Below are 13785 nucleotides of genomic sequence, written 5' to 3' on the forward strand. Positions count from 1 at the left end.
GGGCCGTACCGCCTCGGCCGGCGTGATGCCAATCGTGCCCCGCAACCGCATGCGCTTGCACAATCCGGACGCCAGATCAGTTTCTCCCCGGGACTTCTGACCGGCCGAACCCGTTTGCGCCACGCATTTCTTTCGCACGGGTCAGACCGTGCGCCGTGTCTCCGGCATCACAAAGAAAATGAGCAAGAGCCCCGCCGCGGCAACGCCGGACAGCCCGACGAACGCCGTGGCATTGCCGAACTTGTCGCTGACATAGCCGCCAAGCACCGTGCTCAACGACGCGCCGATGCCGGTTGCGGTGCCGACGATTCCCTGCGCCAAGTTGAAATGCCCCGTGCCAAAGGCAACGTCGGCGACGATCAGCGGGACCATCACCGCGAACACCGCCGCGGTAATGCCGTCGAACACTTGCACGAGAACCAGGAGATACGGATCGCGCACGGTCGCAAACAAGAGGCCACGAATCGCCAGCGCGCCGAATCCGATCAACAGCAGGGGCCGCCGGCCCAGAGCTGCGCCTTGCGTCCGACCGTCGGCGACAGCAGCGCCACGATCGCCTGCGGGACGACGATGCAAAAGGCGACGAGCACCGTTGCCCATTGGCTCGACCGTGCCGTCACCGCGCTCGCCATCAGCGGCATCATCGCGGCGTTCCCGAGGTGCAACAAGAGCACACTGAGTGCGAAGACGATGAGCGGACGCTGCCGGATCAGGTGCCAGATATTGGTGTCGCCGCGATCGGCGGCTTCGGGCGGCATCTCACCGTGACAGCGCCTGATGTCGATCTCATTCTCGCGGATGCGCGACAGCGCGATCAGGGTCGGGATCGCGAGCAGGAAGGTGACCAGGAACACCGAGCGGCTCGACAGGAGATAGCCCGCGGTGCCCATCACCGCCGCCGCGACGCCATTGCCCAGTGAGGCGAAGCGCGCGTTGCGGCCGAGCCGCTCGCCGATCGCGATCGGGCCGACGAGGCCGAGGCTGATCGCCGCGATCGCAGGCCCGAGCACGCAGCTCGCCATCGCATGCAGCGTGGCGGCGGTCACCACGACGGGGAAGATCGGCATCGCGGCATAGGCCAGCGCGCAAGTACCGATGGTCGCAATCGCGAGGGCGGCGACGAGACGCTCCGATTTCGCGGCATCGATAATCGCGCCCCCGGGCATCTGGCCGATCAGGGCGACAACGCCGCCGATCGACAGCACGAGGCCGATCTCGACCTGGGTCCATTTCTGCGTCGTCAGATAGACCGCGATGAAAGGACCAAATCCGGTCTGCACGTCGGCGAGGAAGAAGATGAACCAGTCGAGGCCGCGCAGGCTCTGGCGCGACGGCGCCGGAATGCCTGCAGCCGACGGCGCAACGACGTTGTCCTGCTCGACGCGGCCGCTGCGATCTGCATGGGTCAGCTTCCTCGACAACAGCACGGGCGGTCAGCCCTCCCTGCACCTCACTGGATCGCTTGCAGCGGCTGAAGGCTGCCGGACGCGCCGAGCACGACGATCGGCGTGTCTTCCTTGTATTCCGGCGCGGCCGCGACCTGCGCCTTGTTCAGTTCCAACGTGATGCTGTCCTTCTTGTTGGCGATCTTGCCGAAGCGCAGCGCGTTCCAGTCCACCACGATCTTGCGGCTGCCGACGCCGAGAAAGCCGCCGAAATCGATCACCGCGGCGCGGACATGGCCGGTGCGATCGACGATGACGTCGACGATGCGGCCCATGTCCTCGCCGGCGGCGCTGCGAACGTCGCGGCCGAGCACGCCGTGGGCCTCGCTCGCGCCGATGATGGTCACCGAGGGTGGCGGCGCGGCGTCCTTGGGCGTCACTGGAACGGTCGAGGCCGGCGGCTGCGCCGTCGCCGGCGCATTCGCTTCATCCTGGCCTGCGGGCTGATCCTCTGCGGCGCGCAATGGTCCGACCGCGAGGGCAACCATAATCGCCACACCCAGGATCAACGCTCCGATCGCACGCATGATACCCTCCTCACGACGCGCCGCTAGTGAGCCAGCACGATCGAGACCTGGATCTGGCCGCGCGTGCGCAATACCTCGAGCGCGACGTCGTCGCCATGCCGGCTAACACGCAGGTCCACGCTGGACTGGCCGAGGCGCAGATCGCGCAGGATCACCTCGTTGAGGAACGCCGGCAGATGCGGATTGCGCAGGCGAATCTCGCCGCGCGTCACGTCGAACTCGAGACCGAGCGCCGCCTCCAGCAGCGTGAACGGCGTCGCGCTGGCCCAGGCCTGAGGCGCGCAGGCGACCGGATAGAGCGTCGGGCCGCGCCGTTTCTCGCGCCGGAACCCGCAGAACAATTCGGGCAACCGGCGCAGATCCATGTAGGTCGCAGCATCGAACAGCCCCTTGAAGACATGCGCCACCGAGTGCTTGAGGCCGTAGCGCGCGAGCCCGAGCGCGATCAGCGCATTGTCGTGCGGCCAGATCGACCCGTTATGATAGGACATCGGGTTGTAGCGCACCTCGCCTTGCGCGACGGTGCGGATGCCCCAGCCCGAGAAGAAATGCGGCCGCATCAGATCGGCAGCAACGAGGCGCGCGCGGTCCTCGCGGATCATGCCGCTGAACAGGATCTGCCCGGCATTCGAGGTCCTGACCTTGCAGGGTCGCTTCTTGCCGTCGAGCGCGAGCGCATAGGTGCCGAGCTCCTCGCACCAGAACGCCTTCTCGAAGCGCTCGGCGAGCGCCCTGGCTTCGCTCTCGAGCCTGCGCATGCAGTCCGATTTGCCGAGCCGCAGCGCGCAACGCGCGGCGAGCTGCTTGGCAGCAAAGACGTAGCCCTGGACTTCCGCGAGCGCGATATTGCCCTCTGCAAGCTGGCCGTCGGCATGGAAGATCGCGTCGTAGGAGTCCTTCCAGCCCTGGTTGGCCAGCCCCTTCTCGGTCGCACGCTGGTATTCGACGAAGCCGTCCTGGTCGGGATCGCCGGGACCGTCGATCCAGGCCAGGCCCGCCTCGATCGTCGGCCAGAGCTCGATCAAGGTGGCCTCGTCGCCGGTGCGCTCGAAATAGCTGCCCGCGAGCAGCACGAACAGCGCGGTCGAATCGACACTGCCGTAATAATGCGCGAACGGCACCTCCCCGAGCGCCGCCATCTCGCCGCCGCGCATCTCGTGCAGGATCTTTCCGGGCGCGGCGTCCGCGAACGGATCGATTGCCGTGGCCTGAAAATGCCCGAGCCGGCGCAAGACACCTTTGGCGACGCGCGGATCGACCCAGAGCATCTGCAGCGCGGTGATGAGACCGTCGCGCCCGAATGTCGTCGAGTACCAGGGAATGCCGGCATAGGGGTACCGCCCTGCGGGGTCTCGGTCATCAGCATGTTGAGGTCGGCCATGGCCTGGCACAGCACCTCGTTGAAGATATTGTTGGAGGTCTCGATGCTGGCAGCGCCCATCGTCGACTGCCGCATCTCGCGGCGATGAGCCAGAAGGCCCGGAAAGAACCGCGCCGGCCGTTCCGTCACCGGCCGGTTGCAGGAGACGGCGACGAACAGCGATTTGGCCTGGTGCGGATCGAGCTCGAGCTGCCAGGTCGCGGCATTCACGGACAGCGTGGTGGGACGCGGGTCGACATGCAGGCCGGTGGTGCGCTCGGCGTCGTCAAGGCCGCGATACTCGAACAGCACGTCGGTCGGACCCAACAGGCGGCTCGTGCCGGTCCCGCGGCGCGGGCGCCGCTCGCCGCGCACCTCGAACAGATCGGCGAAGTCATTGTCGAACAGCAGCGTCAGCTCGAAGCTGGCGCGCGCGTCGCCGTGGTTCTGCACGCCAATGCGCTGATAGGCGGCACCGCGCCACAGGAAGATCGTGCGCACGATGTGCAGCAGATCCTTTTGCAACAAGAGGCGGCCTTGGCGGTAGATGTCGGGATTGGTGAGATCGACCGTCAACGCCGAATTGTCGTCGCGCAAATTCGAGCCGAGCAGCAGCGGCTGGAGATCGTCGAGCACGAGCTCCAGCCGCGCCAGATAGCGCGTGTCGCAGTGAAACAGACCGTCCGGCCCGCCCGCCGAAGCGCCGATGTCGCCATGGCTGTCGAGCACGATGAAGGTGTCGTCGTGCTTGAGGGATCGCCGCGGCCGGGCGGCGGGCCCCGTCATCGGAATGTAGAACGTCTGCTCCGCGACGGCTTCCGTCGCCTGCGATATGGATACGATCTGGGTTACGGTTTCGGCTGCCATGAGCTGCTCCCCTGCGCCTTGATTCGAAACGCAACCAACGCGAACGAGACGGCTGGATCTACGCGGCGACCTTCGCGAGCCGGTTCATCTCCTGGGTCACCAGCTCACGGTAGGGACCGTGACCCTGCATCAGCCGGTCGGGCGCACCGTCCTCGATGATCTTACCGGCCTTGAGCACCACCACGCGATCGAAATTGCGCAGCGTCGCCAGGCGATGCGCGATCGCGATCACGGTGCGGCCACGCATCAGGCGCGACAGCGCCTCGCGGATCGCCTCCTCGGATTCGCTGTCGAGTGCTGCGGTCGCCTCATCGAGCAGCAGGATCGGCGCATCCTTCAGGAAGGCGCGCGCGATGGCGATGCGCTGGCGCTGGCCGCCGGACATCTTCACACCGCGGTCGCCGACCATGGTGTCGAGGCCGTCAGGCAGGCTCTCGACGAAGTCGCAGCGCGCCGCGATCGCCGCGCGCAGCACCTCGTCGTCGGTTGCGTTCGGCCGGCCATAGCGGATGTTCTCGCGAATGGAGCGATGAAACAAGGAAATGTCCTGCGGCACGACGGAAATCGCCTCGCGCAGGCTCAGCTGCGTCACCTTCGAGATGTCCTGGCCGTCAATGGTGATACTGCCATCGTCCACGTCGTAGAAGCGCTGGAGCAGCGTGAACAGCGTCGATTTGCCGCCGCCGGACTGCCCAACCAGTCCGACACGCTGGCCGGGCTGGAGGCGCAGGCTGAACCGCTCGAAAATCTTCTCGCCGCCGGGATAGCCGAAGGTGACGTTGTTGAACGCGATCGCGGCGCCGCTCTTCACCAGCGGCTCGGCCTCGGGGTGATCGCGCAATTCGTGCGGCACCAGCAGCGTGGCGATGGCCTCGGTCAGGCGCGCAACGTGCTGGGTGACGTCGACCAGCGCCACCGCGAGATCGCGCGTCGCGTTGAGGATGGAGAGACCGAGCGTGCAGACCAGCACGACATCGCCGGTGGTTGCCTCGCCCTTTTGCCAGAGCGTGATCGCCCAGGCCATCAGCGCCACCGTCAACAGCACGGTCACGCCGGCATGCGTCAGCCGCAGCTTCTCCAGATAGCGCAGGCTGCGGCCGCGCGCGGTGATCTCGCGGTTCACCGTCGCGTCGAACCGCTCATGCTCGTGGCTGATGCCGCAGAAGGCGCGCACCAGCGGCATGTTGCTGATGACGTCGATCATCTCGCCATCGACCACCGCGGCCTTGTCGGCGAAATCGTCATGCAGCGGCTTGCCCGCGGCTGCCAGACGAAACATCGCAATGACCATGCCACCGGCGATCACGATCAGCCCGAGGGCCATGTAGGGGCTGACGGTTCCAATCAAGGCAATTGCCGCAATTGTGGCAATGCAGGGCGGTAGCACGTTCCAGACAAACATGTTTTCGACGGTGAACACCGCGTTCGACGTCGCCGTGATGCGGCTCGTCAGCATGCCGGGCATCCGGTCCGAGAAGTAGCTCGGCGCATGTCCGGTCAGATGACGAAATATGTCACGACGTAAGTCACCCGTGACACGAACGAAGGTGAAGCTCGCCGTCCAGCTCGCGATCCGCCACAGGAAGTTGTCGGCCGTGATCAGCGACATGAGCAAAATGAATGCCAGCCATACGCTGCCACCATGTGAGGGTCCGGCGGACAAGCTGTCGACCAGGGATTTGACGCCGTATTGGGTGCCCACGGAGCAGGCGACGGCGGCCACGACCGCGGTCAGAATCAGCAAATGCGCCGCGAGGCGACGCCGAAGATAGCGCAAGACAAAGGCAAATGGCCTGCGCGCGTATCCAGAAAGCTGATCCATATGGCTATCGCCCCGTTATGCTGATTTTCGTTTCGTCACTGGTCGAGTGAACATCGACCACTTCGCCTCGGTTCCCGGGCAAGCTCATCACGACATGCGGATACGGACGATCTGCGAAGATGTGGTGGCAGCATCGCGACGATCCCCTGACGTGTCGAATATGTAACGTTTGGGGGAAGGAACTTCGCAGGTGCGGAAACGTTCCCTTGGCTGGCATTTGCCGGTGCCGTACAGGCGGGGGTTTTCAATCATGATCGCACAGAGGAGATGGTGAGATGCGCATCGCGCAGGTAGCTCCGTTGACGGAGGCTGTTCCACCCAAGCTGTATGGCGGCACCGAGCGGGTGGTGCATTGGTTGACGGAAGAGTTGGTGGCCCTTGGACACGAAGTGACATTGTTCGCCAGCGGCGACTCCCAGACGTCAGGCAAGCTGGATGCGTTGTGGCCGAAGGCGCTCCGTCTCGACGGTTCCGTGCGCGATCCCAATGCGCTGCACATGGTGCTGCTGGAGCGGGTGCGGCAAAAATGTGACGACGAGGAGTTCGACTTCCTCCACTTCCATCTCGACTACTATCCGTGGTCGCTGTTCCACCGTCAGCCGACGCCATTCGTGACTACGCTGCACGGCCGGCTCGATCTGCCGGAGCATCAGCCGGTCTTCAATACTTTCTCCAAGATGCCCGTCATTTCGATCTCCAACGCGCAGCGGCGGCCGGTGCCGCAGGCGAACTGGGTGACGACGATCCACCACGGCCTGCCGGAGAAGCTGCTGACGCCGAAGGCGGCAAAACAGGAATATCTCGCCGTGCTCGGCCGCATCGCGCCGGAGAAGGGCGTCGACCGCGCCATCAAGATCGCAACCCATTGCGGTATTCCGCTGAAGATCGCGGCCAAGGTCGATCGCGCCGATCAGGATTACTACGACGAATTGATCCGGCCGATGATCGAGAACAATCCGCTGGTCGACTTCATCGGCGAGATCAGCGATCACGAGAAGTCCGATTTCCTGAGCGGCGCGCTCGGGCTTCTGCTGCCGATCGACTGGCCGGAGCCGTTCGGCCTCGTCATGATCGAGGCCATGGCGTGCGGAACGCCGGTCGTCGCCTTCAACCGGGGCTCGGTGCCGGAGATCATCGATGAGGGCCTCACCGGCTTCATCGTCGAGGATGTCATCAGCGCGGCGGGAGTGGTGAACCGCCTTCCGCAACTCGACCGCGCCGCGATCCGCAAGCAGTTCGAGACGCGCTTCACGGCACGCCGCATGGCGCTGGACTATCTCGCGGCCTACCGCAGCCTGACCGAGGCAAAGGCGCCGCGGATCAAGCTGGTGAGCAGCGCAGAGTAGCTGGTCGCTCTCACCTCAAGGCACACTGTCATGCCCCGGCTTGACCGGGGCATCCGGTACTCCGCAGCTTCTCGGCTCAAGCACCGCGGTCTCTGGTCTGGAATACTGGATCGCCCGGTCAAGCCGGGCGATGGCAGCGAGTGTGTGGAAAGCGCTGCCTACGAGAACGCGGCGGAACGCGCTCCCCTATCCCACCCCCGCCCGCTTCGGCTCCACGATCTCGAACATCCTCGGAAACTCGTCCATCAGGCCCATCAACTCGGCGAGCTTCATCGGGTTGCCGGACAGCTTGATCTTGCCGGCAGCCACGGCTTCCGGAAAGCTCGTCAGCTTCGCAATGACTTCATCCAGCGTCGACCGCGCCAGCGTGAAGCTGGCATCGGCGCCTTCCGCCTGCACGCCCTCGGTGTAGGTCAGCGCCGAATTCTCCAGATTGAGCACGAACGTCTCGCCGGTGCCGGAGAAGCGCCAGTTCAGCACGATATGCTTGCCTTCCGCCTTGGGGCCGTTGAGGCGGATGCCGAGCACGTCCCAGAGCTGAGAGGTGCGCAGCGCGGCCAGCGTCTCGCGCGGCATCGGCGGACGCGCCGGCACCTTCGGCATGCCCTGGCGCAATTCCTGCGCGCCGAACAGATAGGCGTTGCGCCAGGTCGCGCTCTCGGCGGCATAACCGAGCTGCTCCAGGGTATCCGCCAAGAGTGCGCGCGCCGCCGCATTGTCGGGCTCGGCAAAGACGAGATGGCCGAGCACTTGGGCGACGAAACGGAATTCCCCCTTGTCGAAATCCGCAGCCGCGCGCGCGAGGATCGCCTCCGCGCCGCCCATGTACTCGACATATTTTCTGCCGGACTCGACCGGCGGCAACGGATCGAGATTGACCGGATTGGCGTCATACCAGCCGAGATATTTCTGGTAGATCGCCTTCACGTTGTGCCGGATGTGTCCGTAATAGCCGCGGCCGTGCCAGGCGCCTTCCAGGCTCTTCGGCAGCTGGATCGTTTCGGCGATTTCGGCGGCGGTGAGGCCATGGTTCATCAGACGGATGGTCTGGTCATGGGCGAACTTGTAGAGGTCGCGCTGCTGCCGGATCATGGTGCCGATGCGCTCGCGCCCCCACACCGGCCAATGGTGCTGGCCGCACATCGCCTCGGCCTTGCCGTCCCAGAGCCGCAAGGCCTCGCCCAGATATTTCGACCAGGCCAGCGCGTCGCGCACGTCGGCGCCGCGGAACGGCAGCAGATTGTGGAAATTGTGCGTGCAGTTCTCGGCGAGGTTCAGCAGCTTATAGCGTGGGATGAAGAAATGCATCTCCGCCGGCGCTTCGCTGTTGGGCGCCATCTGGAATTCGAACTCGACGCCGTCGATCACGCGCCTGTCGCCGGTCGCCATGATGAGGTCGGTCGGCCGCAGCAGCGCGACCGAGCCTGCCGCCATCGACTTGCCGAGCCCGCAATCGACCTGCCCGCGCACGCCCTTGGCGAGAAGAGGTCCGAACTGGTACTGCGCGCGGCGCAGCATCGCCGGCCCTGCGATGATGTTCTCGGAGACGGCGTGCTCCATGAACAGGTTCGGCGCGATGATCGGCACGCTGCCGCTGGCGAGCGCATCCTCCTCCAGCACGCCGCGTGCGCCGCCCCAATGGTCGGTGTGGGTATGGGTGAAGACGATCGCCGCGACCGGCCGGGTGCCGCGGTGATTGAAGTAAAGATCGAGCGCAGCGCGGGCACCTTCGATCGAAGTCAGGGTGTCGACGACGATGACGCCGCTGTCGCCCTCGATCAGCGTCATGTTGGCGATGTCGAGGCCGCGCACCTGGTAGACACCGGGCACGACCTCGAACAGGCCGTGCCGCATGTTCAGCCGCGACTGCCGCCACAGGCTGGGATTGACGGTGGGCGGCGCCTGCTCGGCGGACAGGAAGCAGTAGGGCCTGAGACTCCAGACCGTCCGCCCCTGCGAATTTGTGATCGTCGCATTCTCGATCGTGCCGAGGAAACCACGCGCAGCATCGTCGAAGTCGCGCGTATCGGAAAACGGCAGCGCGTTGAGCATGGCCGCGTGCTGCGCGACCACGGAGGGCGTTGCGTCCTTCGGCTCGTTGATGATGTCGGTCATGTTTGTTTCCTCCCCTCCCGTGTCTATCTGGCGGTTGGCAAGAAAAGGATACGTAGCCCGGATTGCGCGCAGCGCAATCCGGGATTCTCTTGCGTCAGGACGAAGCTCCCGGATTACGCTTGCGCTCCATCCCATCTACGACGTTTTCGTCCGGCTACATCCCCAGCAGCCGTGGCAGCCACAACGACAGGCCGGGCCAATAGGTCACCACCACCAGGAATCCGAGCATGGTCAGCAGCCACGGCCACACCGCCACCGTGAGCTCGGTGATGCCCATCTTGGCGATGCCCGAGGCGACGTAGAGGTTGAGGCCGACGGGCGGATGGCACAGTCCGACCTCCATGTTGACCGTCATCAGGATGCCGAAATGAATGGGGTCGATGCCGAGCTTGACCGCGACGGGAAACAGGATCGGGGCCATGATCAGGATGATCGAGGACGGCTCCATCACGTTGCCAGCCAGCAGCAGCAGCAGGTTGACGAGCAGCAGGAAACCGATCCATCCCAGCCCCTGGTCGATCATCCATTGCGCCAGCGCCTGCGGCACGTTCTCGTAGGTCATCAGGAACGAGAACAGCACCGCGTTGGTGATGATGTAGAGCAGCATCGCGGAAAGATTTGCCGACGACAGCAGCACACGCGGCACGTCGCGCAGCTTCAGATCCTTGTAGATGAACACCGCGACGATGAAGGCGTAGACCGCACTGACGGCGGCGGCTTCGGTCGGTGTGAACATGCCACTGTAGATGCCGCCGATCACGATCACGATCAGCAGGATGCCCCAGATCGACTTGCGGAAGGCGTCGAGACGCTCGATGAAGGTGGCCTTCGGCATCCGCGGATAGTCGTTGCGCCAGGCGCGATAGAACGTCGTGGCGCCGAGCAGCGAGGCGAGCGCAAGCCCCGGCACGATGCCGGCGATGAAGAGCTTGCCGACCGAACTGTTGGTCGAGACGGCATAGAGAACCATCGGGATCGACGGCGGAATGAGAATTCCGAGCGAGCCTGATGTCGTGATCACCCCCGCGCCGAACCGCTTCGGAAAGCCTTGCGCGACCATCGCGGGCAGGATCACCGATCCGATCGCCACCACGGTCGCCGGCGAGGAGCCGGAGATCGCGGCAAACAGCGCGCAGGCGACCACGCCCGACAGCGCGAGACCGCCGTACCAATGGCCGACCAGCGCGGTTGCGAACGTGATCATCCGGCGGGCCACGCCGCCATGGGTCAGGAAGTTGCCGGCAAGGATGAAGAACGGGATCGCCATGATCTCGAAATTCTCGATGCCGGTGAACAGCTTCAGCGCCACCGATTCCGTCCGCACGTCGGTCAGCGTGAACATGAAGCTGAGCACGGTCAGACCAAGCGCGATCGAGATCGGCATGCCCGTCAGCATCAACGAGAGCAGCAGTGCGAAAACGATGAGAACGCGCATCCCCTGCGGCAACGTGATGACGTGACCTGCATGCGCGAAGCACAGGGCGACGATCAAGACCGGCAGCAGCATCAGGATCCAGCCGAGCGGGCTGCGCTCGTCCCGGACGACTTGGCTGGACGTGACCGGGGCCGGATGCACCGGGTCCGCCTCGACACCTTCGACGCCCGCCGTGTCGTGATGCGGCAGCTCGCCGGTCCGGTAGAACGACCAGGCGACCTGCAGGAAGCGGAAGCACATCAAGCCGGAGCCGAGCGGGATGGTGAGATACACCATCCACATCGGCGCTTCGAGATCGTTGGACTGCTGACCGGTCTGCCACATCTGGCTGACGAACGCGGCGCCGAAATAGGCGACGATGGCGGTGAACAGCGCGCCGCAGAGAAGGCCGAAGGTGATCACGCGCCGGCGCGATCCGCCCGGGAGGATATTGACCAGGACGTCGACGCCGACATGGATGCCGGTCCGCACGCCGTAGGCGGCGCCGAATTTCGCCATCCAGATGAACATGTAGATGCAGAGCTCCTGCGCCCAGGACAGGTCGAGCGAGGCAAGCCAGGCGAACGCGGCGCGCGCGGACTCGGCGAGAAAGGCCAGGTTGCGGGCTTCCGCCCATCTGGCGATGTCGATCGACAGTCCGGCGCCGTAGCGATGCAGCACCGCGACGAAGATGACCGACGTCGCAGCCGCGATCATCGTCGCAATCAGCCATTCCTCGAGATGATCGAGAAAACGATTCAGCAAGCGCAGCAACTTGGTCCCCCCGGGTTGGATCATTCAAGCGCAACGGCCGGGAGCGATCACCCCCGACCGTTGGTCGTGTTCTTATTGGACCGCAGCCGTCAGTTCATCTTGACGTCGAGTTCCTTGGCAATGAGATCGAGCACCTCCTGCCCGACCCGCCCCTTGGCCCATTTGTAAGTCGGCTGCAACGCCTCCTGCCACGCCTTGCGGTCGGCGTCGGTGAGATAATGCAGATTGGTCTTGCCGGTCTTCTTGATCTCGGCCAGCGCATCCTCGTTCTCCTGGCGCGCGATCGAGTTGGTGTAGTCGGTCGCCTCCGCCATCGCCTTGTCGAGCTGGGTACGGATATCAGGCGGCAGGCCGGACCAGAATTTCGAGTTGACGATCACGGCGTATTGCAGATGCGCGTGATAGGACACGGTGATGTCCTTCTGCACCTCGTAGAACTTCTGCGTCAGATAGTTCGACGCCGTGTTCTCGCAGCCGTCGACCACGCCGGTCTGCAAGGCCTGGTAAACTTCCGAGAACGCCATGATCTGCGGAATCGATCCCAGCAAGCGGAAATACTGGTCGGCGATCTTCGAACCGGAGATGCGGAACTTGAGGCCCTGGAAATCGGTCGGCTTCATCAGCGGCCGATTCGCGGAGACCATGTGGAAGCCGTTGTCCCAATAAGCGAGGCCGGTGATGCCCTTGGCCTCGAGCTTCTGGAACAGCCATTTGCCGACCGTACCCTTCATCGCGTTGGCGTAGGTCTGGTCGTCCTTGAACAGCCAGGGCAAGTCGAGCGCCTCGAACTCCTTGATGCCGAGCGGGGCGAACTTCGCGGTCGAGGGCGCAAGCATCTGCACCGAACCGAGCTGCAGCGCCTCGATCTCCTCCTTGTCCTTGTAGAGCGTGGAGTTCGGATAGACTTCGACCTTGACCTTGCCGTCGGTGTATTTTTCAGCGAGCTCCTTGAACTTCAGCGCGCCCTTGCCCTTGGGGGTGTCGCTGGCGACGACGTGGCTGAACTTGATGACAATAGGACTCTGGGCTTGGGCAATGGCGGGAGCCAAGAGAACAGCCGCGGCAGCGACCGCGGCAAACAGCTTGCGCATGAAGGTACCTCCCAACAACTCTGAAATCGGGTTCTTTTTGTTTTTCAGGCCAGTAGTGGCAGCAATCCGCCACGCGAACAACTAGACCTAAGCCCAATTTTGTCGAAGCCAAGCTAACTTGACGACCGCCGCATGCGCAACCCGGTGCCCGCGCGCGTCCAAGGGAGCGAGCGCTTATGCCGCATTGCGGCAGTGCAATCAGCCTTTGCGCTGGGCGACCATGAAGAGGCGCCGGAACGGGAACAGCGTCTGCCCCGCCGCATTCTTCGGATAGGCCTTTGCGACGCGCATCCCATAGGCGGCTTCGAACGCCGCTTTCTCATCGCCTTGCAAGACATCGAGATAGCGCGTCAGCCAGGTCCCCTTGGTCCATTCCTTCACGGGGTTCTCGCCTTCGAGCACCTGCAGATATTCGGTCTCCCAGATGTCGATGTTGGCCGACATCGGCGCGAGAAGATCATGATAGAAGGCCGGCCCTTCCACCGGCGGCGGGGTGACGAGATGCTCCACCTTGGATCGCCACGGACCGTCTAGCGCGGTCTCGCCGATCAGCACATGCGAAGGCGCGAGAAAATTGCGCGGCATCTGCACCGCGAGCATGCCGCCACGCGTCACCTTCTCCATCAGCGACGGAAACAGTGCCGCATGATCGGGCAGCCAGTGCAGTGCGGCATTGGAATAGATCAAGTCGTAGTGCTGTGTGGGGCGCCAATGGCCGAGATCCTCATGCGACCACTCCACATCAGGCGCGGCCTTCCGTCCCGCGGCAACCATCTCAGCCGAGCCCTCGACGCCAGTCACACGTGCATCCGGCCAGCGCTCCCTGATCAATTTGGTGACGTTGCCTGCGCCGGCGCCGAGATCGGCGATGGCGCGCGGGGCAAAATCCGGAATCCGCATCAACAGATCGACGGCGGGCCGGAGCCGATGGCCGGAGAACTTCAGATATTGCTGCGGATCCCAGACCATCTTCGCCTCTTCTTTTTCGGGTTTCCTTCGCCAGAGCTCTTGGTTACCACTGCTC

The 13785-nt window shown here is 64.3% G+C and carries 7 protein-coding genes and 3 pseudogenes; 1 reads left to right on the top strand and 9 read right to left on the bottom strand.

The annotated features are described in order from the left end of the window. Positions 1 to 76: 76 nt before the first annotated feature. The 4 genes and pseudogenes from BRAD3257_RS26945 to BRAD3257_RS26960 all read right to left on the bottom strand — a co-directional run bounded on the left by BRAD3257_RS26945 (position 77) and on the right by BRAD3257_RS26960 (position 6021). Positions 77 to 1427 (bottom strand): annotated as a pseudogene (locus tag BRAD3257_RS26945) (MFS transporter). 23 nt (positions 1428 to 1450) lie between these two features. Then, a complete protein-coding gene (locus BRAD3257_RS26950) occupies positions 1451 to 1972 on the bottom strand; it encodes a PRC-barrel domain-containing protein (protein WP_162500385.1) in 522 nt (173 codons plus the stop codon). 23 nt (positions 1973 to 1995) lie between these two features. Then, a pseudogene (locus BRAD3257_RS26955) lies at positions 1996 to 4199 on the bottom strand (amylo-alpha-1,6-glucosidase). Positions 4200 to 4257: 58 nt separating this feature from the next. Beyond that, the gene (locus BRAD3257_RS26960; protein ID WP_122404396.1) at positions 4258 to 6021 is read right to left on the bottom strand and encodes an ABC transporter ATP-binding protein; all 1764 of its coding nucleotides are present in this window, start codon (positions 6019 to 6021) and stop codon (positions 4258 to 4260) included. A 275-nt stretch (positions 6022 to 6296) separates the two neighbouring features. Between BRAD3257_RS26960 and BRAD3257_RS26965 the strand changes: the two genes are divergently transcribed. Further along, complete coding sequence (locus tag BRAD3257_RS26965) at positions 6297 to 7367, top strand: glycosyltransferase family 4 protein (protein ID WP_122404397.1); 1071 nt, start codon at positions 6297 to 6299, stop codon at positions 7365 to 7367. Positions 7368 to 7553: 186 nt separating this feature from the next. On the opposite strand, the gene BRAD3257_RS26970 is transcribed toward BRAD3257_RS26965, so the two are convergent. From BRAD3257_RS26970 to BRAD3257_RS26985, 5 genes and pseudogenes are all read right to left on the bottom strand, one after another. Next, complete coding sequence (locus tag BRAD3257_RS26970; protein WP_122404398.1) at positions 7554 to 9482, bottom strand: alkyl/aryl-sulfatase; 1929 nt, start codon at positions 9480 to 9482, stop codon at positions 7554 to 7556. 154 nt (positions 9483 to 9636) lie between these two features. Next, positions 9637 to 10917, bottom strand: a complete 1281-nt coding sequence (locus BRAD3257_RS42005) for a TRAP transporter large permease (RefSeq protein WP_244608027.1) — start codon at positions 10915 to 10917, stop codon at positions 9637 to 9639. A 216-nt stretch (positions 10918 to 11133) separates the two neighbouring features. Further along, positions 11134 to 11694 (bottom strand): annotated as a pseudogene (locus tag BRAD3257_RS42010) (TRAP transporter small permease); the annotation flags it as partial. Between the two features lie 65 nt (positions 11695 to 11759). Continuing rightward, positions 11760 to 12761, bottom strand: a complete 1002-nt coding sequence (locus BRAD3257_RS26980) for a DctP family TRAP transporter solute-binding subunit (protein WP_122404399.1) — start codon at positions 12759 to 12761, stop codon at positions 11760 to 11762. 198 nt (positions 12762 to 12959) lie between these two features. Continuing rightward, on the bottom strand, positions 12960 to 13730 hold the full coding sequence (locus tag BRAD3257_RS26985) for a methyltransferase domain-containing protein (RefSeq protein WP_122404400.1): 771 nt from the start codon (positions 13728 to 13730) through the stop codon (positions 12960 to 12962). Positions 13731 to 13785 lie beyond the last annotated feature (55 nt).

Source organism: Bradyrhizobium vignae, from assembly GCF_900324035.1.
Taxonomy (GTDB): Bacteria; Pseudomonadota; Alphaproteobacteria; order Rhizobiales; family Xanthobacteraceae; genus Bradyrhizobium; species Bradyrhizobium vignae.

What these genes read in the sequence shown, in the direction of transcription:
- BRAD3257_RS26970 (WP_122404398.1), bottom strand. Translation starts at nt 9,482, where the DNA reads ATGACCGACATCATCAACGAGCCGAAGGACGCAACGCCCTCCGTGGTC.
- BRAD3257_RS42005 (WP_244608027.1), bottom strand. Translation starts at nt 10,917, where the DNA reads ATGCGCGTTCTCATCGTTTTCGCACTGCTGCTCTCGTTGATGCTGACG.
- BRAD3257_RS26960 (WP_122404396.1), bottom strand. Translation starts at nt 6,021, where the DNA reads ATGGATCAGCTTTCTGGATACGCGCGCAGGCCATTTGCCTTTGTCTTG.
- BRAD3257_RS26980 (WP_122404399.1), bottom strand. Translation starts at nt 12,761, where the DNA reads ATGCGCAAGCTGTTTGCCGCGGTCGCTGCCGCGGCTGTTCTCTTGGCT.
- BRAD3257_RS26985 (WP_122404400.1), bottom strand. Translation starts at nt 13,730, where the DNA reads ATGGTCTGGGATCCGCAGCAATATCTGAAGTTCTCCGGCCATCGGCTC.
- BRAD3257_RS26965 (WP_122404397.1), top strand. Translation starts at nt 6,297, where the DNA reads ATGCGCATCGCGCAGGTAGCTCCGTTGACGGAGGCTGTTCCACCCAAG.
- BRAD3257_RS26950 (WP_162500385.1), bottom strand. Translation starts at nt 1,972, where the DNA reads ATGCGTGCGATCGGAGCGTTGATCCTGGGTGTGGCGATTATGGTTGCC.